Origin of the sequence: Synechococcus sp. MU1642 (genome assembly GCF_020514115.1) — a bacterium.
Taxonomy (GTDB): Bacteria; Cyanobacteriota; Cyanobacteriia; order PCC-6307; family Cyanobiaceae; genus Parasynechococcus.
Genome location: NZ_VTKZ01000005.1, coordinates 24,141 through 46,056, shown reverse-complemented (window position 1 = coordinate 46,056; position 21,916 = coordinate 24,141). Strand labels below are relative to the sequence as shown.

Below are 21,916 nucleotides of genomic sequence, written 5' to 3'. Positions count from 1 at the left end.
GTGGCATCACAACTGCGACAGAGTTGCACGAAATTGCATGGATATCTGCATGATATTGTCACGAAACTGTGCAATTACTTGCTTTAGCGTGTGTTGTCTTCTGGGTTGTCTTTCGGTACTTCCAGTGCTCCCACCCGCACTTCCAGCTGTTCCCGCAGCTCCTTGGGGCTGAACAGGATCGGCAGGAAATGAATGCTCTGGGTCTCGCGGAAATAAAACAGGCCCGGTAGCCAGGGGGCGAACAGCCTCCAGCTCAGCCATTGGTTGTAGGGGAAGCGGCGCAGCTCACGGCTGTTCTGCCACACAATCAGAGCGTCTTCTTTGAATTCCAGTCGCAGGCTGGCGCTCTGGATCAGCAGAAACAGGCCGAACAGGGCAACCGCCAACGTGGGCCAGGGTGACAGCGGGAGCGGCAACAGCGCCAGGCCAAGGGCTACCACCAGTAGCGGCAGGCGCACGTCCGGCTTGAGGGTGACGGGGGCGGGGTTTGAACTCATGCTCCGAACAGCACCTGGGTGAGAACGACATCCATCAGGGCCACCAGGATCAGGATCATCACCACCGCGCCGGTGGTGCTTCTGCCAACTTCCTTGGGGCCGCCGCGGGTGGTCAATCCCCAGCCGCAGGCCACCGTGGCAATGATCAGTCCAAACACCAGGGCCTTCACCAGCATGAAGGGCAGGTCCAGCGGGTTCATCCAGGTGCGCACCGAGGTCCAAAACACCGCTGGGGGGATGTTGTAGAGGGCGGTGCTGGTGAGTTGGCCCGACCACACCGCCACCAGGAAGAAGAAGAAGCACTGCACCGGCGCCATCACCAACATCGCGATCATCCGGGGCACCACCAGATACTCCACCGGATCGGTGCGCAGCATCGTGATCGCATCGATCTGTTCGGTCACCTTCATCGTGCCGAGCTGGGCCGCGTAGGCAGTGGCCACCTTGCCCGCTAGCAGGCAGGAGGTGAGCAGGGGGGCGATCTCCCGCGCCAGGCCGATCGCCAGGATGCCGCCCACCGTTGACCCTGCCCCCTGGCGTGTGAGTTCCGCGGCCACCTGAATGTTGAACACTGAGCCGGCTGCTACCGAGATGATCAGCACTATCAGCACGCTGCCCGGGCCTGCGTCGAGCATTTGCTCAAACAACTCTCCCTTATCAATGCGACCGCGCAGGGTGGCGGCCACGGCCTGGCCTCCGATCAGCAGGCTGGCGCCCAGGCGTTTGATCGAACCGGGCGTGTTCATCCTGCGGCCTTCTGCAGGTGGGCTCTACGGTCGGGCCAACCACGCATCACCATAAGGCCAAGCAGCACAAGGATGGCGGGAATCAGGCCCATGCAGAGTCGGATCGCCAGCAGGGCTGAATCCGGCTGTTCGATGAAACTCAGCGCCCCACTGCAGTCGCCTCCCTTGGCGGACATGTAGCCCGTAAGCGAGAGCAGGCTGCCGAACACAGACATGGTGAAGCCGATGATCAGCTTCTGGCCGAACACCATCCAGGCGGTGTAAAGCCCGGCGGGTTTGCTCGGGTCAGCGTCGATCGCATCGGGCAGCAGCGACCAAGGGATCAGATAGGCGGTGGCGGCCCCCACCCCGACCAGGGCAATCAGCCCCACCAGGGGCAACAGCTGCACAAGGCTGGGATCTGCCGCCAGTGGCGGGAACAGCATCGAGAGCAGGCAGGCGCTGATCCATAGCCCTGCGCCCCAGCGCAGGGTGGCCACCCGTCCGATGCGGTTGCAGAGGTTGCTCCAGAGTTGAAGGCCCAGCAGGGCGGCGATCTGAAAAGGCAACAGGATCCAAGTGGAAATGTTGGCGGGCACATGCACCACCTGCACCAGCCAGATCAAGGCGACTACCTGCATCAGTTGCAGGCCGAACCAGAGCAGCAGGTAAAGCCCCAGCACCTGGCGGAAGCGGGGATTGGCCAGCACCCGTTTCAGCTGCTGCAACGGCGCTTCTTTGTTGGGCACCGGCCGTTGGGCCCGCTTGGCGTAGGGGGCCAACCCCCAACAGCAAAGTAGTGTAGTAATAGCAGCGATGCTGCCGGTGATCCGGCCCATGGCCAGGTAGCCCCCGCCCCCATCGGTGAGCACCACCGAGGCCACAATCAGTCCGCTCAGGCCGGCCAGGATGGAGCCGCTGAACCGTGCCGCATTGAGGCGGGTGCGAATGGCGGTGTCGGGCGTGAGCTCGGTGCCGAGGGCGGCGTAGGGCAGGTTGACGCTGGTGTAAGCGGTCATCAGCAAGACCGCCATAACGGCGTAGTAAATCGTGCGCTGCACCGTGTTGCCCGGTGGCACCCACCACATCGCCGCCAGGCTGATGCCCAGCGGTAGGGCTGCCGTCAGGATCCAGGGCAGGCGCGGGCCCCAGCGGCTCCGGGTGTGATCGCTGAGCCAGCCGATCAACGGGTCATTAAGGGCATCCCAGACCTTGCTTACCGTGAGCAGGGAGCCGGCGATGAAGGCCGGCAGGCCGGCGGCGCAGATGAAAAAGGGGAAGAGATAGAAGCCCAGCTGGGTGGCGGCAAGTCCTGTGCCGGCGTCGCCCATGCCGTAAGCAAGCATCAGCCTGCTGCGGGACCCCTGCAGGGATGCGTCGGTCGATGTCACGCGGAGGCTTCGGGCAGGCGGATTGCCATAATGAATGCGTGCTTACATCACCACCAGCCCATTGGGCCGTGATTCGTTTGTACTACGCGGGTGTTGTGTAATGGTAAGACCTCAGCCTTCCAAGCTGATGACACGGGTTCGATTCCCGTCACCCGCTCTGATTACAACCGCAGGCCAGAGGTTTCTTCCTCGGCGAGCAGCAACACGAAGCTTCGGCTCTGTAGTGGTATCTCCACGCCGCAGAAACTGGCTGGCTCGGCTGGAAAATCTTTAGGACTGGGCAGCGAGGTGTCGATCACTCGTTTCCAGGGGGAGGCCGGAACCGGCAACTCAAAACTGAGGCTTTCCTTGTAGGCGTTGAAGCCCATCCACAGCAACGCACCGCGGCTGGCGCTGTGGAGACTGGTGGCCGTGGTGCGGCTCCAGGCTGCCCAATCGGGCTTGGCCAGGTGCACCCCGTGCCATTGACGCCAGAGATCGCTTTGCTGCACCGATGGTTGCTCCGCTGATTTGCGGTTGCTTTCTCGCGGCGGCACCAGTGGATTGAAAAGTTGCGGTAAGGCCTGGCGCAGCCTCAGCAGGCGCTGCAGAAATTGCTTTAGTTCCAGGTCGCAGTGGTCTTCATCCCAGACCATCCAGCCCAGAGGGCTGTTCTGGCACCAGCTGTTGTTGTTGCCCCCCTGGCTGCGGCCAACTTCATCGCCCATCAACAGCATCGGCACGCCACGTGCCAGTACCAGCGAGCTGAGCAGGTTGCGTTGCTGCCGCCGCCGCAGGCTTTGTACCAGGGGATTGCTGCTGGGGCCTTCGATGCCGTGGTTCCAGCTGTTGTTGTGGTTTTCGCCGTCGCGGTTGTCTTCGCCGTTGGCCAGGTTGTGCTTGCGGTTGTAGCTCACCAGATCCGCCAGGGTGAAGCCGTCATGGGCGGTGATGAAGTTCACCGAACGCCCCAGGGCCACGGGCTTGCCCTCATAGAGATCGGGGCTGCCCTTGAACCGCTGGGCCAGGCTCCAGGTGCTGTGCTCGTCTCCCTTCCAGAAGCGCCGCACCCCATCGCGGAAATGACCGTTCCAGGTGCCGATCCGCTTGGCGGGAAAATCCTCCAGCCGATACAGGCCTCCGCAGTCCCAAGGTTCGCTGACAACTTTGAGGTCGCTGAGCTGCGGGTCGGCCTCCATCGCTGTGAATAGGGGCGGCTCGTCAAGGGGTTTGAGTTGATCGCCGCGGCTCAGGGAGATGCCTAGGTCAAAGCGGAAGCCATCCACCCCAAGCTCCAAGGCCCAGCAGCGCATCGACTCAAGGATCAGCTGGGTGCTGATCGGCGCATTGGCGGCGATTGAGTTGCCGCAGCCGCTCACGTCCTGATAATCGCCGTCGTCGTTTTGGTGGTAGTAGACGTTGTCGGCACAGCCGCGCCAGCTCAGCGTTGGGCCATGGCGGTTGCCCTCGGTGGTGTGGTTGTAGACCACATCCAGCAGCACCTCGATGCCGGCGTCATGGCAGGCGGCCACCAGTTGGCGCACCTCATGGCGGGCCTGTAGCGGATCGTCACTGCTGCAGTAGCCGTGGTGGGGTGCGAACCAGCTCAGTGGGCTGTACCCCCACACATTGTCGCGCCCCGGGGGGGCATCTGCCGGGTCGAAACAGAACACCGGCAATAGCTCCACCGCCGTGATGCCCAGCTCTTTGAGGTAAGGCAGCTTCTCGATCAAGCCGAGATAGGTGCCGCGGTGCTCTACGGCGACTTCTGCATCCTCGCGGCGGGTGAAGCCTCCCACATGCAGCTCGTAGATCACCGTGCGTTGCCAGCTGTGGCGTGGGCGCGGATGGGCCTGAAAATCGAACAGGTCCCGTTCGCACACCACCGCCTTTAGGCAGGCATGGGCGTTGGGTGAGGGCCCGGTGGCCAGCACCCGGTCGTAGACGTTCCAGCCACTGATGGCCCGCGCGGCGGGGTCCAGCAGCACCTTAGAGGGCTGGAAGCCATGCCCCCCCGGCGCTAGCGGTCCGAAGACCCGGTAGCCATAGCAGCAGCCTTCGCCGAGCCCTTCGACCTCGACGTGCCAGTAGTCGCCTGAGCGGTGACGTCGACCATCCAGTTCGATCACCCGCTCCGGGCTGCGATCGTTGCTGTTGCTGTACAGCAGCAATTCAATGCGGTCGGCCCCGGGAGCCGCCAACACAAAGTTCACCCCTCGGTTGGTGAGGCTGCTGCCCAAAAGCCAAGGAGAACCGGGGTGAATGCCACTCAAGGCCTGTTGGGGCATCTCAACTTCAAACTAGTGGTTTGGTCCGTTGTTTGAACCAATGGCGATGACCACCACACTTGAAGCCGGTCGGCCGCCGCAGCAGCTGCGTGACGACCTCTGGTTGTTTCCACCCAACCGCGACAGCCAGGGCGGCAGTTCCTGGTGGCTCGATCTCGAGCCCGAGCCCGTGCTGGTGGACTGTCCGCCGTTGACGGAGGCCAGCCTCACTGCCCTGCGTCAGCTGGCGGGAACCCGCAAGCCAAGGATCCTGCTCACCAGTCGTGAAGGGCATGGGCGCCTGCGTCGCGTTCAGGAGCGCTTGGGATGGCCAGTGCTGGTGCAGGAACAGGAGGCGTATCTCCTGCCCAATGTTGAGCCGTTGGAGACCTTCTCCGAGGAACACACCACGGTTAGTGGTTTGCGTCTGTTGTGGACGCCGGGACCGACGCCGGGGAGCTGTGTGGTGTTCGCTCCGGGACCAAATGAGCTGTTGTTCTGCGGGCGTTTGCTGACGCCATGGGCTCCAGGGCAGCTCGCACCGATGCGCCATGCCCGCACATTTCATTGGCCCAGACAGCTGAACAGTTTGGCCAAACTCAGGTGTTGGATTCCTTCAGATGCCAGTCCCCAACTGCTTTCTGGGTCTGCGCTTGGTGCCTTGCGTGGGGAGCGTCTTGTGCCCTTTAGTGGGTGGCGTGATGTTGCGCAGAACTGCTAAAGCATTGCGGCACAGCACTTTTCGCTTGCAGCAACCGGTTGCTCTCCATACGATTGGGCCGCTTGGGGAAGGCAGCGGCGAGACCAATACGCCGTTTTTGAGCCGTCTCCCGCCCCCCGACTCTCTCTAACCAATGAACAAAGCTGATCTGGTGAATCTGGTGGCTGCTCGCACCGAGCTCACCAAGACCGACGTTTCCATGGTTGTCGACGCCGCCATCGACACGATTATCGATTCTGTGGTGGAAGGCAAGAAGGTGTCCATCCTGGGTTTCGGGTCCTTTGAACCTCGTGAGCGCTCGGCCCGTCAGGGTCTGAACCCCAAGACCGGCGAGAAGATTGCGATTCCCGCCAAGCGCGTTCCCGCCTTCACCGCCGGCAAGATGTTCAAAGATCGCGTTCAGGGCTGATCAACGCCACAACCTCGTTCTCCAGGCGGCCCAGTGGGTCGCCTTTTTTGTTGGCTGTTCCCACGATGGTTGTTCCGGTGCATCTGCAGCAAGATCTGGATGCAGGTCGAGTCTTGGCTGCCGCCAGTGGCTACCGCGGCCGTTTCGCCCCATCGCCAACGGGGGTGCTCCACCTCGGCAACCTGCAAACGGCTCTGCTGTCATGGTTGGCGGCACGTCAGGCCGGTGGTGCCTGGTTGCTGCGCATTGATGACCTCGATACGCCGCGCAACAGCGCCGGTGCCATCGAGGCGATCCAAAGTGATTTGCGCTGGCTGGGTCTGGAGTGGGATGGCCCGGTGCTGCTCCAGAGCAAACGGCGTGGCCTTTACCACTCCTGGTTGTCGTGGTTGCGCCGCTCCGGACGTTTGTTCTCCTGTCGCTGCTCCCGGCGGGAACTTGCCGATCATCCGATCTACCCCGGCTTCTGCCGGACGGCTGGGCACAGCTGGGGCTGGCAACAACAGCGGCTTCCCAGTTGGCGCCTGCGGGTTGCCGATCACGATCCCCACGGCAGTGGCGATGTGGTGCTGCGGCGAGCCGATGGCTTCATCGCATACCAGCTCGCCACCGTGATCGACGAACTCAGTTTCGGCATCACTGACGTGGTGCGTGGTGCTGATCTGCGCGAGGCCTTGCCAGCCCAGCGCAGCCTGTTCGCGGCCCTGGGTGAATCTCCTCCCCAGTTCCGCCATGGGCCGCTGTTGCGCGATGCCAGAGGTCAGAAACTATCCAAGCGTGAGGCCAGTTCAGGCCTGGAACCGCTCCGCACCGCCGGGTTGGATGCGGCCGCTGTGATCGGGCGATTGGCCTCAGGTCTTCAGCTGCTTGAACCTGGGAAACGTCTCAGTGCACCAGAGTTGCTTGAACACGTGACGCAGCAGAAGATAAATGCAGTGATTTCTTAAGGAACACTTCGGGATCGGCGGCGGGATTTCGCTCCACACTGAATTCATCGTCTGATCCTTGGGATCATGTGCACGTGCACCGTCTGTGGTGGCAGTGGAATGCAGCGGGTGTCGGGGGATCGCTTCCGAACCTGCATCGTCTGTCTTGGAACCGGTCAGCTCAGTTCAGCAGTGCAATCCGCACCGTTGAACCATCAGCCCCTCAACTCCCCAGGTCTGGCCAAACTCAGCTGTCCGACCCGTCCCCTGGCTTGATCCTCAGCCCAGGGGAGTCTTCTGATCGTTCTGGATCACGAAGTAGGTGGCCGTCGCCACAACGATCAACAGCGGTACCGCGGTGAACAGCAGCAGGGCAATGGCGGTCCAGTCGGTGTACACGGTGCGTTGTTTAGTCGAGGTTGAGGCATCATCTCAGCAAATCGCCCTCCTGAGCTCTGCTCGCGCGCTCCGTCACAGTCATTCTCGTTTTTGGCTTGGTAGCCCCTGCGGTGCGAGCTTCTCCTTTGGCAGCCTTTCAGGCCCGAGCAAAGCGTTGCCTTGAGCAGGGCCATCCTCAGCTGTGCGAACAAGCCTTGATTGAGGCGGAGGCGCTGCAGGGGCAGGCGTCGTCTCGTAGTGCATATCCGTGCCAGACCCTTTTGCTGGGGGTCCAGGCGGATTTGGTGATGCAGCAGCTGCAAGCAGGCCGCGGCGCCCAGGCCATTGCCGACCTGCAGGCTGCGACCCGCGGCTGCGCTGGGCTCTGACGCATCCCGTTATTGCCCGACAATCACCGGCGGCGTGCTCCCCCCGCGAATGGGCGGAACCACCTTTGTTTTCCCGTCCCACTTGTCAAGGAACAACTTGTAGAGAACGCTGTCATTGAGCGAGCGGGTCAAGGTCTGAAACTTCAGGGCCTCTTGCTCGGCGATCTGAACCTCTGTTTTGGCACGCAGAAGTTGCTGTTGAGCGATTTGCTTCTGCTCGATTGCTGCTCGGTATTCCTCAGCAATCTTGAGGCCAGTGATGTCCAAGCCTTTGACAGCTACGTAGTCGAATTTGCTCAGTTCATTGGAGACGCTTTCTTGTACAAGGGTGGAAATGTTGTTCCAGTCGGTGGCGATGGTGTCAAGTTCATACTTTGAGAACACCGACTTCAGAGATTTCAGCAGTGATGGCTGAATAACCCTTGCGTAAATCGCAGAGTCATCGGTCGCAATCGTGCTGTAGATCCTTGGGGCTTCCCCTGGCTTGACCGCATATTTCACCGTGGCTGTGGCTTCGATCACCTGCAAGTCTTTGGTGAGCGTTGAGAATTTTTCGGGGATGACCTGAGTTCTGACGCTGAAATTGTGGGTCGACTGAATGAACGGAAGTTTCAGGTTCAGGCCCGGCTCTCTTGGGGTGTTAGAGACTTTCCCAAGGGTGGTGACAACGCCAACTTCGCCGGCGGGAACAACGAATACACTGGATAGGAGGGCGATGCCGCCAATGAAGATGGTGGTCATGCCAACCACCGTTTTGGTGATTTGCTCTGGCTGGGGGTTGGATTGCATGCTGCTGGCTTGAATCGATATTTAGAACAGTACTTATTCGTTGTTGATCATCAGGAAAAGGTTCCTAATGATGTCTAGGCTGGTGCACCAGCGGTTGTGGTGTTCTTGCGCAGTCAGCTTCTGCGTTCCCGGTGCATCCAGCTGATCCAGTCTGCGGAAATCTCCTGGGGGCAGACCGCCTCGCATTCGAGGTTGCTGCTGCAGCTGCCGAAGCCCTCTGCCTCCATTTGGCGTTGCATAGCGTCGGCGCGGCGGGCTCGCTCCGGTTGTCCCTGCGGCAGCTGCCCCAAGTGCGCCAGCTTGGCGGCCACGAAAAGGCTTGCTGAGGCATTTCGGCAGCTGGCGACGCAGGCGCCACAACCGATGCAGGTTGCTGTGCTGAAGGCGCTGGTGGCCTGCTCCCGGCCCACGGGCATGGCATTGCCGTCCGGAGCCTGGCCGGTGCCCGTTGAGCAGTAGCCACCGGCGGCGACCAGCCGGTCGAAGGAGGCGCGGTCCACCATCAGGTCTTGGATGGGGGGGAAGGCCTTGGCTCGCCATGGATCCAGGGTCAGCTCCGCACCATCGCTGAACTCCCGCAGGTAGAGCTGACACACCGATGTGGCTGCCCGAGGGCCATGGGCCTGGCCATTCACTAGGAAGCCGCAGCTGCCGCAGATGCCTTCGCGGCAGTCGTGGTCGAAGCTCACCGGCCGTTCTCCGGAGCTGATCAGTTGTTCGTTGAGCTGATCGAGGGCCTCCAGCATGGAGAGGTCGGAGGAGACGTGCTCCAGCCGATGACTCTGGTAACCACCGGGTTGATCGGCGCTGCTCTGGCGCCAGATGCGCAGGGTGAGTTTCATTTGTAGCTCCGGGTGCTGGGTTGCAGCGCGGTGAACTGCAGCGGTTCGCTGTGGCAGATCGGCTCGCCGCCGCTGGTGTGTTCCCAGGACGCGATGTGGGCGAAGTTCAGGTCATCGCGTCGGGCTTCGCCGTCGACACTTTGGTGTTCCTCGCGGAAGTGGGCACCGCAGGACTCCTCCCTGGCCAGGGCATCCCGCAGCATCAGCTGGGCCAGCCCGAAGAAGTCTTTGACTCGCAGGGCTTTCTCCAGCTCGGCATTGGGGCCGCTGGCCTCGCCAGGCACCCGCACCTCGGCCTCGAATCGCTGTTCCAGGGCCTTCACCTGCTCCAGCCCCTCCCGCAGACCATCGGCATGGCGGCTGATGCCGCAGCGGTCGATCATCACGCTTCCTAGCTGGCGATGGAAGCTGTCCACCGGGGTGTTGCCTTCGCTGTTGATCAATTGGCTGATGCGGCGGCGGGTGCTTTCCAATGCCTCGCGGCAGGCTGAGTGATCGGTGGGTACATCCTGCGCCGGGGTGCCAGCCAGCCAGGCCGTCACCGTGGACGGCGCGATGAAGTAGCCATCGGCGAGCCCTTGCATCAGAGCGCTGGCGCCGAGTCGGTTGGCACCATGTTCGGAGTAGTTCGCTTCCCCCAGAACAAACAGGCCGGGAATGGAACTCATCAGGTGGTAGTCAACCCAAAGGCCGCCCATCGTGTAGTGGGGGGCGGGGTAGATCCGCATCGGTTTCTTGTACGGGTCGTCGCCGCTGATCCGCTCATACATCGTCATCAGGTTGCCGTAGCGGGCCGCAATGGCACCTTTGCCTTCAGCTTTGATGGCATCGGTGAGGTCGAGGTACACCGACCGGCCCCCTGGGCCAACACCCCGCCCCGAGTTGCAGAGTTCTCTGGCCCGCCTTGAGGCGACGTCCCGCGGAGTCATGTTGCCGTAGGTGGGATACATCCTTTCAAGGAAGTAGTCGCGTTCCTCTTCGGGAATCGCATCGGGTTGGCGTGTCTCGCGGGGGTTCTTGGGCAGCCAGACCCGCCCGTCATTGCGCAGGCTTTCGCTCATCAGCGTCAGCTTGCTCTGGAAGACATCACCACTCGGAATGCAGGTGGGATGAATCTGGGTGAAGCAGGGATTGGCGAACAGTGCCCCTTTGCGGTGGGCCCTCCAGATCGCACTGGTGTTCGACTTCAGTGCATTGGTGGAGAGGAAGTAAACGTTGCTGTAACCACCGGTGCAGAGCAGAACCGACCGGGCGGTGTGTACCTCCAGCTCACCGCTCAGCAGGTGGCGCGCCACCACACCGCGGGCAACCCCATCCACGGTGATCAGTTCGAGCACGTCTCGGCGAGTGAGCAGTTGAACGCGACCCAGCTCCACCTGGCGCATCAAGGCCTGGTAAGCGCCATACAGCAATTGTTGGCCGGTCTGCCCCCGGGCATAGAAGGTGCGGCTCACAAGGGCTCCGCCAAAACTGCGGGTGGCCAGGCTGCCGCCGTATTCGCGCGCGAAAGGCACCCCCTGCGCCACGCATTGATCGATGATGTCGCTGCTGATTTCCGCCAGCCGCTGGCAGCCCGCTTCCCGGGCGCGGAAGTCGCCTCCTTTGAGGGTGTCGGCGAACAGGCGGCTGACGCTGTCGCCATCCACCGCCACAGAACGTGCTGCATTGATGCCTCCCTGGGCCGCCACTGAGTGGGCGCGGCGCGGGCTGTCGTGAAAGCTGAGCACCGTCACCCGGTAGCCCTGTTGGGCCAGAGTCGCGGCGGCGGAAGCGCCGGCCAGGCCGGTGCCCACAACGAGCACATCCATCTGCCCTTTGCGGAGGGGGCTGATCAGCGGCAGCCCCTCGCGTGTCCTTCGCCAGGCATCGGCGAGCGGACCGGCGGGGATCTTGGGATCAGGCAGTCCATTAGTCATGCCAACCCTCCGAGGGCCAGTCCCAAGCTGATCAGCAGGAAGCCTCCGCCGATCCCTGACGCCAAGAGGCCCCCAAAAAAACGGATGCTTGAGCCGTTGGCCGGGGTCAGTAGACCCAGGTTTCGGTGCGCCGCTTCCGCGCCATGAAGCAGGTGCAGGCCAATGGCGAGGCTGCCGGCGGCGTAAACCACCAGGCTGATCGGTTGCGTCAGCATCTGCTGCAGTACCTGTCGCTCCAGCCCATCGGCCGGGCGTGGCCAGCGCAGTTGCTGCAGGTGCAAGGCCAGGAATCCCAACGTAACCACTCCAGCAGCAACCTTGCCGCGGCTGGCGACTGCCTCGAGCATTTGACCGCGGCGGCTGCGCAGCGCAGCTGTGTTTCCAGCACCCAGATTCCGTAGCGTTTTGGCGACGGTGAAGCTCAGATGCACGGCTGTGGTGGCGGCCAAGCAGAATTCCAGAATGGGCAGCCATGGCTGGTGATGCAGGGCCGTGGCGTAATGCTCGAACTGCACCGGTGCGATCAGGGCGGGCAACAAACCAGCCAGATGAACCACAAGGAACAGCACCAGCAGCAACCCGCTGAGGGCCGATCCAATGCGTATGAGGGTTGGCACCTGCATCAGTCCCAGAACACAGGATTCCGACTGGGACGATACCGGCCGTAGTCGAATTCTCTCTGCATCAGGTCTTCACTGATTCCCACGTAGATCGTATTCAGGGGCATCAAAAAGCTGCTGCCGTCTTGATCTAAAGGCCCTTCCATATGGGCCCCGATGCGCTCAGCAATCAGGAACCCGAAGAACAGCAGAATTCCCGTAAGCGCTGAACCCTGGCTTTCAAATGACAGCAGCAACTGGGTTCCGAATACCCAATTGATGACGCGAATGAAGAGGTCGTAGGGCGGTGGAATCGGGGTGTTGCGGATCCGTTCGAGACCGCCAACGGCATCGGTCATGGCATTACTGATCTCCAGCAAATGCTTGCGGCCCCACTCGGTGATCCATTGATCTTCGGCCAGTTTCTGAATGCCCATCATTCGTTGCACTGAAAGGCTTCGAACTGTGCTTTCTTCTGAGAGTGCGAGCTGATCCAGCAGTTGTTGTCGCATCAGCTGTAGGTCTGGATGCCAGAAGTTGCGCAACTGAAAGTTCAATTGCCAAACGATGGCCACCTGAAGCTGCACCAACTGCTGCGTTCGTACCAGCGCCTTGTTGAAGAAGCGATCATTACGCCCTGGTTGAAACGCCAGCTCAAACTTCGGTCGCGATGAGTATTGGTGCTTCGGAATCAGGAGGTGTCTGAAGCATTGGCTGATGTAGATCCGGAACATTGGATTGTTCCCTGGAATGACGTTCTCAGTGGCCGGACCACGCTAGGTAATGATCTCTGCTTGTCCGCAAGAATGAGGACTCTATGTACAAAATAATTCTGCATTGAATCAGGTTGATTCCATGCACAACTGCTAAAAAAGCCGATGACCTGACTTGAACAGGCGACCCACGCTTTACGAAAGCGTTGCTCTACCGGCTGAGCTACATCGGCGGCAACGGCAATTTAACATTTGCTCTGAATCCGACTTGGACGTTTGTCCGATAATCAGCGCTCCAAATCTCGCCTAGATCCAGCTTTGCGGGAACGTTTGCTCAAAGAGTCACAGACCCCCTGGCGTGGGCTCAGACGGCTGGTCTGGTTCGCTCTCTTTGCCTCCGCTGGGCTCGGCTTGTTCACGATGGCTTTCCGTGCTTCCGCCGGCGGAACTGTCGACCTGTCTGATTTCGGGATCCAGGGCGGTGCTCTCCTGCTCTTCTCCGGGCTGCTCTGGTTCGACCGGAACAGAGGCGGCAGCAGCGACGGTTGATTCCGAAGGAGCTGGTGGCTTGGCGTTTTGTTCTTCATCTCCATCGGCATCATCCGCACCGATGTCTTCAGATTCGTCGTTTTGGGTCTCTGCATCGACGGTGTCCGGTGCTTTGGCCGCAGCCTCGTCATACACGTCAGCTGGCACCGGATTGATGGTTGAGCGCTCTTCGTCTGGATCTTCGTTTTTAGAAATGTCGTCGTCGCTGACATTTTCATTCCTGGTCTCTTCAGTGCTGTCGTCAGTCTCCGACTCGACTTCCACATTCATGGCCTCATCGGGCTCTTGATCGCTTGTTGGATCAATCCCTTCAGCATCAGCAGACGACTCTTCTTCAGCTTGTTCCCCTGGATCGGTGGGCCCTAGCCATTTGGGCTCAGCATCAGCAGATCCCTCAGCCGCTGCCAGGCTGATCGCTGAACCCTCTTCCTCTGGCTCTTCGTTTCCGGAGATGTTGTGGTCGCTGACGTTTTCAGTGCTGGCTTGATCAGAGCTGTCGTCCGTCTCCGACTCGACTTCCACATTCATTGCCTCATCGGCCCCTTGCTTGCTCGGCTTTACTGCAGGCTCCCGCCACTCCAGGGCGGGGAGGTTAAGCAATTGCAGGCCAAGGCTGGTGCGTTGCCTTGCAACAGCGTCAGCACGAAACGCCGAATCGGCAGCGGCAGCCGTTGCGCCCGAAGTCAACAACTGTGCAGCAGCTTGAACCAGCTGCTGCACTTGCCAGACCATCAAGGCCAGCAAAGGACTCACAAGTAGCAGGGTGACCAGGCGGGATTGCCCCGAAATTGGGGAAAACTCACTCGCCAGCACGGCTGAATCATCCAACCACCAGAGGACAGGCAGCAGGATGACTGCGGTGATTAGCACGGCGATGCGGCTGCTCAGGGCGCTGTGCGATGCACTGATGCGGAGTTGATCGCTGTTGCGGCTGGCCAGCGGCTGACGTACCAACAGCAGTGACCCCCAGTCGGCGGGGCGTCGCCACAACGCGACGGCTGGGGCCAATACCCCGACGCCCCAGATCAGAAATCGCTCCACACCAGGTACGGGGCCTGGATCCGCACCGGCCAGGACCAGGCGGATCAGGAGCAGCTCTAGAGGTATGACTCCAAGAGCCAGGCACTGAATCCAGAGCAGGGGCTCGCTGCGGGGCTGCACGATCGCTTGCGGTGTCAGGTGGTGAGTTTGCGGCGTTGGGTAACCATCTTGAAGGCTTCAATGCGATCGCCTTCTTCCCAGTTGGCGAACCGATCGGTGCCGACACCGCATTCGAAGCCCGTGGCCACTTCTTTGACGTCGTCCTTGTTGCGACGCAGGGAGTCGAGGTCGCCCTCGTAAACCACCTGTTTCCCGCGGTGCACCCGCACCCGGCAGTTGCGATGCAGCTTGCCGGTGGTGACGTAACAGCCAGCCACGGCGCTCTTGCCGATGGTGAAGACGGCGCGCACCTCGGCTTCGCCCAGGGCTTCCTCTACCAGTTCCGGTTCGAGCAGACCTTCCATCGCCATCTGGATGTCTTCCAGAAGCTTGTAGATCACGTCGTAGTCGCGTACATCCACCCCGGTGGCATCCGCGGCTTTCTTGGCGCCGGAGGCCATGGAAGTGTTGAAGCCCACGATCACTGCGCCGGAGGCGGCTGCGAGGTCTACGTCGGTTTCGGTTACCTCGCCAGGTGCCGACAGCAGCACCCGAACCTGCACCTCATCTTTGGGCAGCTGCTCGAGCGATCCGAGGATGGCTTCCACAGAGCCCTGAACGTCGGCTTTGAGAATCAGGTTGAGTTCCTTCAGCTCACCATCATTCGCCTGACCGGACATGGCTGTGAGCGAGACGCGTCGTGACGCCATCTGTTGAGCGAGACGGGTGGCACGGGCATCGGAGGCGCGATCCCCTACAACCGCCCGGGCTGATTTTTCGTCGGGGTACACCTCGAACTCATCACCGGCGGTGGGCACCTCGCTGAAGCCCAGAGCCTCCACAGCGAAGGAGGGACCAGCTTCCTTGAGGCGTTGGCGGTTGTCGTCCACCATGGCGCGCACCTTGCCCAGCACCGGACCAGCGGCGACCACGTCGCCGGTCTTAAGGGTGCCGTTCTGCACCAGCAGCGTGGCCACGGGGCCTTTGGCCTTGTCGAGGTGAGCTTCGATCACGGTGCCGCGGGCCAGACGATCCGGGTTGGCCTGCAGGTCTTCCACTTCGGTGACCAGCAGCAGCATCTCCAGCAGCTTGTCGATGTTTTCGCCCTTGATGGCGCTCACCGGCACCATCACCACATCGCCGCCCCAGTCTTCCGCTAGCAGGTTTTGCTCCGACAGCTCCTGCTTCACCCGTTCAGGCGATGAACCTTCTTTGTCAATTTTGTTGATCGCTACCACGATCGGCACTTCCGCAGCCCGGGCATGGCTGATGGCTTCCAGGGTCTGTGGCCGGACGCCGTCATCGGCGGCCACCACCAGTACAGCCACGTCGGTCACCTTGGTGCCGCGAGCTCGCATGGCGGTAAACGCTTCGTGGCCAGGAGTGTCCAGGAAGGTGAGCTTGCGCTGTTCGTTGTTGTGCTCTACCTCAACCTGATACGCACCGATGTGCTGGGTGATGCCTCCGGCCTCACCTGCAGCGACGCGGGCTTGACGGATGGCATCCAGCAGGCTGGTTTTGCCGTGGTCGACGTGGCCCATGACGGTGACCACGGGCGGACGCCGGATCAGGTGAGCCTTGTCGGCCTCTTCGATCATTTCGACGGTCTTCTTGGCCGCCTCTTCCACATCGTCCTGCAGCACAGGCACGCCGAATTCGTCGGCGACGGCCTCGATCGTGGGCATGTCCAGGGTCTGGGTGACTGTGGCGATGATCCCTTTGAAGAACAGGGATTTGATGATTTCTGAGCTTTCGACGCTCAGCATGTCCGCCAGTTCCTGCACCGTGAGGTTGTCCTCCGGCACCACGATCATTTCGGGCCGCACCTGCTTGGCTTCCCGGGCCGCCCGCAGTTCCATGGCACGCCGGCGCTGACGCTGACGGGCGGTTTCCTTCTTGCGCTTGCGCATCGCCGCCACCGGTTTTGGTGCGGTGCGCTTTTGCGATTTGGGCTTGGCGGGACGAGCCAGGCTCGCCGAGAGAACCATGTTCTCTTGTTCGCCGGCGAAGCCGCCGGTCTGTGCGGCCAGGGAATCATCGTTCTCGCCGATGATGTGTACCTTCTGGCGCTGCTTCTGCGGCGAGCGGCTGCGCAGAGCATCGAGCCGGGCGCTGTCATCCCAGTCGGGTCGACCAGGGCGCCGCTGTCCTCCAGGCCCGCCGGGACGGAAGCTGGGACGGCGGGGTGCCGAGGGAGCGTTCGGACGCGCCACAGGCGGGGTGGCCGTTCCTGCTCCCGCACCTGCTTTGGTGGGCGCATCGGGACGCCGCGGTGCCGGTGCCGCCGGTCTGCCGACAGGCTTCTGCAGCTGCATGAGCTCACCGGGAGCCACCGGTTTGCGCATTCCAGCGGGCATGCCGGGACGTCCAGGAGCTCCTGGACGGGTAGGCGCTCCAGGACGACCGCTTCCGGTGCTGCTGCCGTCGCGACGAATCGGCTTGCCGACCAGTTCGAGGGTGTTGCCGCTGCGGGGAGGCATCCCTGGGCGACTTTGCCGTGTGGGGGCTCCTGGACGGCTTGGACCACCCTGGCGTTGAGGCACGCCTGTGCCAGCAGGACGGCGGGGCACAGGTTTGCCCACTAGTTCAGGTCTGGGGGTTGGCCGTGAGGGCGCTCCGGGCTTTGTAGGAGCGCCGGCACGGGTTGGAGTGCCGGGCCGAGATGGGGCGCCAGCGCGGATGATCTGCGGCTTGGGCTGACCCTGGCCAGGGGTGGGCCGTGCTGGACTTCCAGCCCCCGCGGGCCTCGGCGCCGGGCGAGCTGGTGTAGGACGCGGCGTGGGTGCCGTGGGTTTGGCAGCAGCCTTGGGCTTGCTCACCAGTTCCGGTTTTCCCGCAGCCGGCTTGCTGACGACCTGCGGCTTGGTTGCGGCAGGCAGCGGCATGGGCTTTGCCGCAGTCGGGCGCGCTGGGACTGCAGGTGGTTTCTGAGGCGCGGCGGGCCTCGCAGGAGCTGCCGATGATTTCGCCGGGGCAGGGGCCGGCTTGCTGATCACCGGTTTGGGCGTGGCCGCTGCGGGAGGCTTCGGGGCCGCTTGTGGTTTGGCAGCCACTTGGGGCTTGGCGGCAACAGGCTTTACGACCGGTTTGCTCACCGCTGGGGTGGGTTTGCTCGGGGCGGCAGGAGCTGCTTTTTGCACCGAGAGGATGGCCTTCCCCGGTGCGGGTTTTGCAGGGGCAGCGGCAGCGGACTTCGCACCATTAGCTCCTTTTCCAAGTAGCGAACGGATCTTTCCGGCTTCAGCGTCACTGATCGAGCTGCTGTGGCTCTTCGCAGCGATCGAGAGCTTTTCAGCCGCATCCAGCACATCCTTGTTCTCAAGGCCGAGGTCCTTGGACAGCTCGTAAATTCTGACTTTGCCGCTGCTGGTCATTCAGTTCGGGTCTCCGATCGGTCCGGGCATGTAATGCCGCGGTGGCCACTCACAATGTGGGGCCAATGTTCAGTCTGCCTCAGCGGATTCACCAACGCTTTGGTTAAGCCGCTGTTTCAACACCGCAACCACTGCTTCGGGCACCTGACAACGCAGGGCTTTCTGCAGACGTTTGCGACGGGTCGCCTCCTCAAGGCAGTTCTCCTCTCGGCAGAGATAGGCCGAACGGCCCATCCCCTCGTCGAGGAGAACTCCGTCCTGATGGTCGCGGATCACCCTCCACAGTTGGCGGCGATCCAAGAGTTGGCGGCAGGCCACGCAGCGACGCAGGACGGGACGGTCACTCACCGGACCTGCTCCTGATCGGCATCGCTATCGGCTTCAACCGCTGCGTCCGTAGCTTCAACTTCGGTTTCGGTGCCGGCTTCCAACTCAGAGGACTCCTCGTCCGAGAACTCCTGCTCGGGCTGCTCCTCGCCGTACTCCTCCTCGTCTTCGGGCAGCGGATACAGCTCCCTCAGGCGTGCATCTTCTTCGGCTCGAGCGGCCTGTTCGACGGCCAGCCTTTCTTCGGCTTGCTGCTGAAGTGCTTCCTCTTCCTCCCGCTGGGATATCAGCTCCGCTACAACTGCATCCTCTGCCTCTTGGTCGTATTCGGTGGAGTTCTTGATGTCGATCTTCCAGCCGGTGAGTCGGGCGGCCAAGCGCACGTTCTGGCCTTCGCGGCCGATGGCCAGGCTCAGCTGATCGGGGGGCACCAGCACGTGGGCATGCTGGCCAACGGGATCCACCAGGCGCACCATTTCCACCCGAGCGGGGCTGAGCGAATTGGCGATGTACTGGCCCGGATCTTGGGACCAGCGGATCACGTCGATTTTTTCCCCACGCAGTTCGTTCACCACCTGCTGAATGCGAGAGCCGCGGGCGCCAATGCAGGCGCCGACGGGGTCCACCTCGCGTTCGATGCTGTCGACGGCCACTTTGGTGCGAGGACCCACTGAACGGGAGGGGGGATTGGCCTCACGGGCCACGGCCACGATTCGAACGGATCCTTCCTGGATTTCGGGAACTTCGTTTTCGAAGAGGTAAACCACCAAGCCGGCATTGGAGCGGCTTACGAACAGCTGCGGCCCCCGGCGGGGAACTTCGCTCACTTCTTTCAAGAAGACCTTGAAGGTGGCGTTGGCGCGATAGTTGTCGTTGGGCAGTTGATCGCGCCGGGGGAGTTCTGCCTCCACCTCCGGACGGCCCAGGCCTGAGCTGACCGCCATGATCACCGACTGGCGCTCGAAGCGGATCACTCGGGCCGTCAGCACCGGATCCTCCAGATCAGCGAATTCCTCCTGGATCATTCGGCGCTGCTGATCCCGCAGCTTCTGAGCCAGCACTTGCTTGGTGGTGGCGGCGGCCATGCGGCCGAAATCCTCTTTCTCCGGAGTGACATCCAGCACCACCGTGTCGCCCACCTGGGCGTCATCGGCCACCTGCACCACCTCGGCGATCGCGATCTGGTGATCTTCACTCTCGACCTCATCAACAATGATCTTGCTGGCGAGAACCCGGTAGCCCTCTTCCTCAAGGTCGAGGCCTACGTCAAAGTTGCTGAAGTACTCCTCATCAAAGGGGTCTTCGCTGATGCCGAGATACAGGGTGCGCCTGTAGCGCTCGTAGCCCTTCAGCAGGGCCTCCCGCAGGGCCGCTTCCACCACCTGGGGTGGCAGCTTCTTCTCGTCACTGATGTCGTCGATCAGGTTGCTGAGGCCGGGAAGCAGGACGAGAGCCATCGAGTTGGGTTAGGAAAAAAGTGGGAGCGGTTGCAGGGGGGTGAACGCTGGGTTCAGCTGCCTGGACTCGTGAGGCGGACACCGATCACGCAATCCCGAGGAATGCGTTTTGTTCGCCCGCGAATGTTGATCTGCAGGGTGTCGGCGTCGCGTTCAAGCAAGAGGCCCTCCAGACGTTGCTCGCTGTCGTCCTTGTCGCGGTGATTAACCTCCACGGGGAAACCGCGGAAGGTTTCAAAGTCGCGATCGCTGGACAGCTGGTCGCCGATGCCTGGGCTGCTTATCTCCAGAACATACGCGTCAGTGAGCAGGGAAGAGGCCTCAAGGACATCCCCCAACACGCTGCTGAAACCCGCGCAGTCATCGAGGCTCACATCCGCTCCATTGCTGTGGCGGATCTGCACTTCCAGAGTCATCGGGCTCATGTGGGTGAGCAGCTGAATGCCGCAAAGGGCAAAGCCTTTGCTGGCGGCCACCTCGGTGGCCAGCGTTTCGAGATCTGGAAGCAGAGGATGAGGCAACGCGAACCGAGGGCGGATGTCGGCCCGACGTGCATTTCAGTTGTGACCGATCTCCCGCAGGGAGATGCCCGTCGGACACACCATCAATGTACGGGACCGTCTACCCGCTGTCAGGTGTTGCCCAGGTCGATGGCTGGTGCATCGGGGAAAGCATCGCCCGGCTGCTCGGAGCCGCGCCCGTCGGAATCTTGATTAATGCACAGGCGCCGGCGCTCCGGATCGGTTGCGTACTGACAGACGCGACTCCAGAGTTTGCTGCGGCTGCCCTGGGGACCATTGCTGAACGTCACCACATCCGGAAGGCCTGGCGGGTCTTCGATCACGACCTGGCAGAGCTCACAGCGTTGTGAAGCGGCGGATTCGCTCAAGAGTGAAGCTCACAGACAGATCGACACTAAGTAGTGGACTGAAGACCCGCTGTGCGATCAGTTGCAGCCCTGAACGGAGATCCGGTAGCTAAATCCACTGACTGCTGGATCGTTGTTGGCGCCGATGCCGTCATTCACCGACTTCGCCACCCGGTAGTCCACCTTGCGGCGCTTGGCCTGAATCCGAATCTGTTCAAGAACATCAACCCTGAGGCTCTCGTAGCCGGCATCCGTTTTGTGAAAGGGCGGCTTGACCTCCTCAAAGATCACCGCTTTGAGCTTTGTGCTCTCCACTGAGGCGTTAGGGGTGAGGCCAACAGGGCCAGCCAGGACAAGCAGGGCTGCCGCTGGAGCCAGAAGTACACGCATGTGAGAACTGCGTTCGCTGATTGGTTAGCGGCAATTGCCAACTTCTCCGTGCATCGCAAAAGGCGTTGTGAGATTGCATGCGATTTGGACCAAGGCCCGTTTCTATTGCTGGATCGAATAAAAAGAAGGCAATTCACAGGTTTTGTGTTGCGGTACGCCCTGCGTCAACTCTTGGCCGTGTTGGTGGCCGTAGCAGTCCTGGTAGGTGCTGGACCGTCCGTCCAGGCTCTGGAGCACAGTTTTGTGGCCGATGCCGTTCAGCGGGTGGCCCCGGCTGTGGTTCGGATCGACACCGAACGCACCGTGGAACGTCAGCCGTTTGACCCCACGCTGCTCGATCCCCTGCTGCGAGACTTGCTGGGGGACCCTCCCGCGGGACCGGAACGGGAACGGGGCCAAGGCTCCGGTGTGGTGATTGATGCCAAGGGGCTTGTGCTTACCAACGCCCATGTGGTGGATCGGGTTGAGTCCGTCAGCGTCACCCTGGCCGATGGGGAACAGCGCGATGGCCAGGTGGTGGGCACCGATGCAGTGACGGATCTTGCCCTGGTGCGTCTCGAAGGCGATCAACTGCCGCCACGGGCGCCCTTGGGTGATTCGGAAGCCATGCAGGTGGGCGATTGGGCGATCGCCCTCGGTACCCCATTCGGATTGGAACGCACGGTGACGCTGGGCATCGTCAGCAGCCTGCACCGCAACATCAACAGTCTTGGCTTCGCCGACAAACGGCTGGAACTGATTCAGACCGACGCCGCCATCAATCCCGGTAATTCCGGCGGGCCATTGGTCAATGGTGATGGCCAGGTGATTGGTATCAACACTCTGGTGCGGTCGGGCCCTGGGGCCGGCCTGGGTTTTGCCATCCCGATCAACCTGGCCCGACGGGTGGCCGCTCAGCTGCAGCAGCAGGGTGAGGTGGTGCATCCCTACATCGGTCTGCAGCTTGTTGCTCTTACACCGCGCATCGCGCGCGATCACAACAAGGACCCCAATGCGCTTGTGCAGCTGCCAGAACGCAGCGGTGCCCTGGTGCAAGCCGTGCTTCCCGACGGCCCGGCCGAAAAAGCAGGACTCCGTCGCGGCGATCTGTTGATCACCGTGGAAGAGCGCGACATTCCCGACCCTCAGGCGCTGCTCGAGGTGGTGGATTCCGCCGCTATCGATGTTCCCCTGCCCTTGAAAGTGCTACGGGCGGGCCGCGAGCTGACCCTTTCCGTCAAACCGGAGCCCCTGCCTGGGATGGCCTGAAACCCTTGCTACGGTCGCGCCC

At 61.8% G+C, this 21,916-nt stretch carries 22 protein-coding genes, 2 tRNA genes and 1 pseudogene; 8 read left to right on the top strand and 17 right to left on the bottom strand.

Annotated elements, in window-relative coordinates; all coding sequences use genetic code 11:
• Nucleotides 1-83: 83 nt before the first annotated feature.
• The 3 genes from FZZ85_RS06655 to FZZ85_RS06645 are packed head-to-tail and all read right to left on the bottom strand — an operon-like array spanning nucleotide 84 to nucleotide 2,568.
• Nucleotides 84-497 (bottom strand): DUF3119 family protein, encoded by a 414-nt coding sequence (locus tag FZZ85_RS06655; RefSeq protein WP_226413431.1) that lies wholly within the window; start codon nucleotides 495-497, stop codon nucleotides 84-86.
• Complete coding sequence (locus FZZ85_RS06650) at nucleotides 494-1,243, bottom strand: ABC transporter permease (RefSeq protein ID WP_226413429.1); 750 nt, start codon at nucleotides 1,241-1,243, stop codon at nucleotides 494-496. The genes FZZ85_RS06655 and FZZ85_RS06650 overlap by 4 nt, the downstream gene beginning before the upstream one ends.
• Nucleotides 1,240-2,568 (bottom strand): MFS transporter, encoded by a 1,329-nt coding sequence (locus FZZ85_RS06645; RefSeq protein ID WP_226413627.1) that lies wholly within the window; start codon nucleotides 2,566-2,568, stop codon nucleotides 1,240-1,242. The genes FZZ85_RS06650 and FZZ85_RS06645 overlap by 4 nt, the downstream gene beginning before the upstream one ends.
• A gap of 131 nt (nucleotides 2,569-2,699) precedes the next feature.
• On the opposite strand from FZZ85_RS06645, the gene FZZ85_RS06640 reads away from it, so the two are divergent.
• Nucleotides 2,700-2,770 (top strand) — tRNA-Gly (locus tag FZZ85_RS06640).
• Nucleotides 2,771-2,774: 4 nt separating this feature from the next.
• Here the strand turns inward: FZZ85_RS06640 and FZZ85_RS06635 are convergent.
• A complete protein-coding gene (locus FZZ85_RS06635) occupies nucleotides 2,775-4,880 on the bottom strand; it encodes a glycogen-debranching protein (RefSeq protein WP_226413427.1) in 2,106 nt (701 codons plus the stop codon).
• 40 nt (nucleotides 4,881-4,920) lie between these two features.
• Between FZZ85_RS06635 and FZZ85_RS06630 the strand changes: the two genes are divergently transcribed.
• From FZZ85_RS06630 to FZZ85_RS06610, 5 genes are all read left to right on the top strand, one after another.
• The gene (locus tag FZZ85_RS06630; RefSeq protein WP_226413425.1) at nucleotides 4,921-5,580 is read left to right on the top strand and encodes an MBL fold metallo-hydrolase; all 660 of its coding nucleotides are present in this window, start codon (nucleotides 4,921-4,923) and stop codon (nucleotides 5,578-5,580) included.
• A gap of 133 nt (nucleotides 5,581-5,713) precedes the next feature.
• Nucleotides 5,714-5,989: an HU family DNA-binding protein gene (locus FZZ85_RS06625; protein ID WP_006850925.1), complete on the top strand. Its 276-nt coding sequence runs from the start codon at nucleotides 5,714-5,716 to the stop codon at nucleotides 5,987-5,989.
• A gap of 65 nt (nucleotides 5,990-6,054) precedes the next feature.
• The gene (gene gluQRS, locus FZZ85_RS06620) at nucleotides 6,055-6,936 is read left to right on the top strand and encodes a tRNA glutamyl-Q(34) synthetase GluQRS (RefSeq protein ID WP_226413625.1); all 882 of its coding nucleotides are present in this window, start codon (nucleotides 6,055-6,057) and stop codon (nucleotides 6,934-6,936) included.
• 66 nt (nucleotides 6,937-7,002) lie between these two features.
• Entirely contained in the window at nucleotides 7,003-7,191 is a 189-nt protein-coding gene (locus tag FZZ85_RS06615; protein WP_226413423.1) for a hypothetical protein, read from the top strand.
• A 233-nt stretch (nucleotides 7,192-7,424) separates the two neighbouring features.
• Nucleotides 7,425-7,682 carry a hypothetical protein gene (locus FZZ85_RS06610; RefSeq protein WP_226413421.1) on the top strand — a complete coding sequence of 86 codons (258 nt, stop codon included), beginning with the start codon at nucleotides 7,425-7,427 and terminating at the stop codon, nucleotides 7,680-7,682.
• Nucleotides 7,683-7,691: 9 nt separating this feature from the next.
• Here FZZ85_RS06610 and FZZ85_RS06605 read toward each other — a convergent pair whose 3' ends face one another.
• The 6 genes from FZZ85_RS06605 to FZZ85_RS06580 all read right to left on the bottom strand — a co-directional run bounded on the left by FZZ85_RS06605 (nucleotide 7,692) and on the right by FZZ85_RS06580 (nucleotide 12,774).
• Entirely contained in the window at nucleotides 7,692-8,471 is a 780-nt protein-coding gene (locus FZZ85_RS06605) for a prohibitin family protein (protein WP_226413419.1), read from the bottom strand.
• Between the two features lie 113 nt (nucleotides 8,472-8,584).
• Nucleotides 8,585-9,313: a succinate dehydrogenase/fumarate reductase iron-sulfur subunit gene (locus tag FZZ85_RS06600; protein WP_226413417.1), complete on the bottom strand. Its 729-nt coding sequence runs from the start codon at nucleotides 9,311-9,313 to the stop codon at nucleotides 8,585-8,587.
• Nucleotides 9,310-11,229 (bottom strand): fumarate reductase/succinate dehydrogenase flavoprotein subunit, encoded by a 1,920-nt coding sequence (locus FZZ85_RS06595; protein WP_226413415.1) that lies wholly within the window; start codon nucleotides 11,227-11,229, stop codon nucleotides 9,310-9,312. The genes FZZ85_RS06600 and FZZ85_RS06595 overlap by 4 nt, the downstream gene beginning before the upstream one ends.
• Nucleotides 11,226-11,852, bottom strand: coding sequence for a succinate dehydrogenase cytochrome b subunit (locus FZZ85_RS06590; protein WP_226413413.1), 627 nt, complete (start codon nucleotides 11,850-11,852; stop codon nucleotides 11,226-11,228). The genes FZZ85_RS06595 and FZZ85_RS06590 overlap by 4 nt, the downstream gene beginning before the upstream one ends.
• A complete protein-coding gene (locus FZZ85_RS06585; protein ID WP_226413411.1) occupies nucleotides 11,852-12,562 on the bottom strand; it encodes a bestrophin family ion channel in 711 nt (236 codons plus the stop codon). Before FZZ85_RS06585 ends, FZZ85_RS06590 begins: the two co-directional genes overlap by 1 nt.
• 139 nt (nucleotides 12,563-12,701) lie before the next feature.
• Nucleotides 12,702-12,774: transfer RNA gene (locus FZZ85_RS06580), tRNA-Thr, on the bottom strand.
• Nucleotides 12,775-12,817: 43 nt separating this feature from the next.
• Between FZZ85_RS06580 and FZZ85_RS06575 the strand changes: the two genes are divergently transcribed.
• Nucleotides 12,818-13,090, top strand: a complete 273-nt coding sequence (locus FZZ85_RS06575) for a DUF3493 domain-containing protein (protein WP_226413409.1) — start codon at nucleotides 12,818-12,820, stop codon at nucleotides 13,088-13,090.
• Nucleotides 13,091-13,690: 600 nt separating this feature from the next.
• Here FZZ85_RS06575 and FZZ85_RS06570 read toward each other — a convergent pair.
• The 7 genes and pseudogenes from FZZ85_RS06570 to FZZ85_RS06540 all read right to left on the bottom strand — a co-directional run.
• Nucleotides 13,691-14,251 (bottom strand): annotated as a pseudogene (locus tag FZZ85_RS06570) (low-complexity tail membrane protein); the annotation flags it as partial.
• Nucleotides 14,252-14,265: 14 nt separating this feature from the next.
• Complete coding sequence (gene infB / locus FZZ85_RS06565; RefSeq protein WP_226413407.1) at nucleotides 14,266-17,604, bottom strand: translation initiation factor IF-2; 3,339 nt, start codon at nucleotides 17,602-17,604, stop codon at nucleotides 14,266-14,268.
• 69 nt (nucleotides 17,605-17,673) lie between these two features.
• The gene (locus FZZ85_RS06560; RefSeq protein WP_226413405.1) at nucleotides 17,674-17,952 is read right to left on the bottom strand and encodes a YlxR family protein; all 279 of its coding nucleotides are present in this window, start codon (nucleotides 17,950-17,952) and stop codon (nucleotides 17,674-17,676) included.
• The gene (nusA, locus tag FZZ85_RS06555) at nucleotides 17,949-19,388 is read right to left on the bottom strand and encodes a transcription termination factor NusA (RefSeq protein ID WP_226413403.1); all 1,440 of its coding nucleotides are present in this window, start codon (nucleotides 19,386-19,388) and stop codon (nucleotides 17,949-17,951) included. The genes FZZ85_RS06560 and nusA overlap by 4 nt, the downstream gene beginning before the upstream one ends.
• A gap of 53 nt (nucleotides 19,389-19,441) precedes the next feature.
• Nucleotides 19,442-19,909 (bottom strand): ribosome maturation factor RimP, encoded by a 468-nt coding sequence (gene rimP / locus FZZ85_RS06550; protein ID WP_226413401.1) that lies wholly within the window; start codon nucleotides 19,907-19,909, stop codon nucleotides 19,442-19,444.
• A gap of 110 nt (nucleotides 19,910-20,019) precedes the next feature.
• Complete coding sequence (locus FZZ85_RS06545; protein ID WP_226413399.1) at nucleotides 20,020-20,277, bottom strand: hypothetical protein; 258 nt, start codon at nucleotides 20,275-20,277, stop codon at nucleotides 20,020-20,022.
• Nucleotides 20,278-20,334: 57 nt separating this feature from the next.
• Nucleotides 20,335-20,646 carry a hypothetical protein gene (locus FZZ85_RS06540; RefSeq protein WP_226413397.1) on the bottom strand — a complete coding sequence of 104 codons (312 nt, stop codon included), beginning with the start codon at nucleotides 20,644-20,646 and terminating at the stop codon, nucleotides 20,335-20,337.
• A 177-nt stretch (nucleotides 20,647-20,823) separates the two neighbouring features.
• Here FZZ85_RS06540 and FZZ85_RS06535 point away from each other — a divergent pair, with 177 nt between their 5' ends.
• Nucleotides 20,824-21,894: a trypsin-like peptidase domain-containing protein gene (locus FZZ85_RS06535; RefSeq protein ID WP_370631150.1), complete on the top strand. Its 1,071-nt coding sequence runs from the start codon at nucleotides 20,824-20,826 to the stop codon at nucleotides 21,892-21,894.
• Nucleotides 21,895-21,916 lie beyond the last annotated feature (22 nt).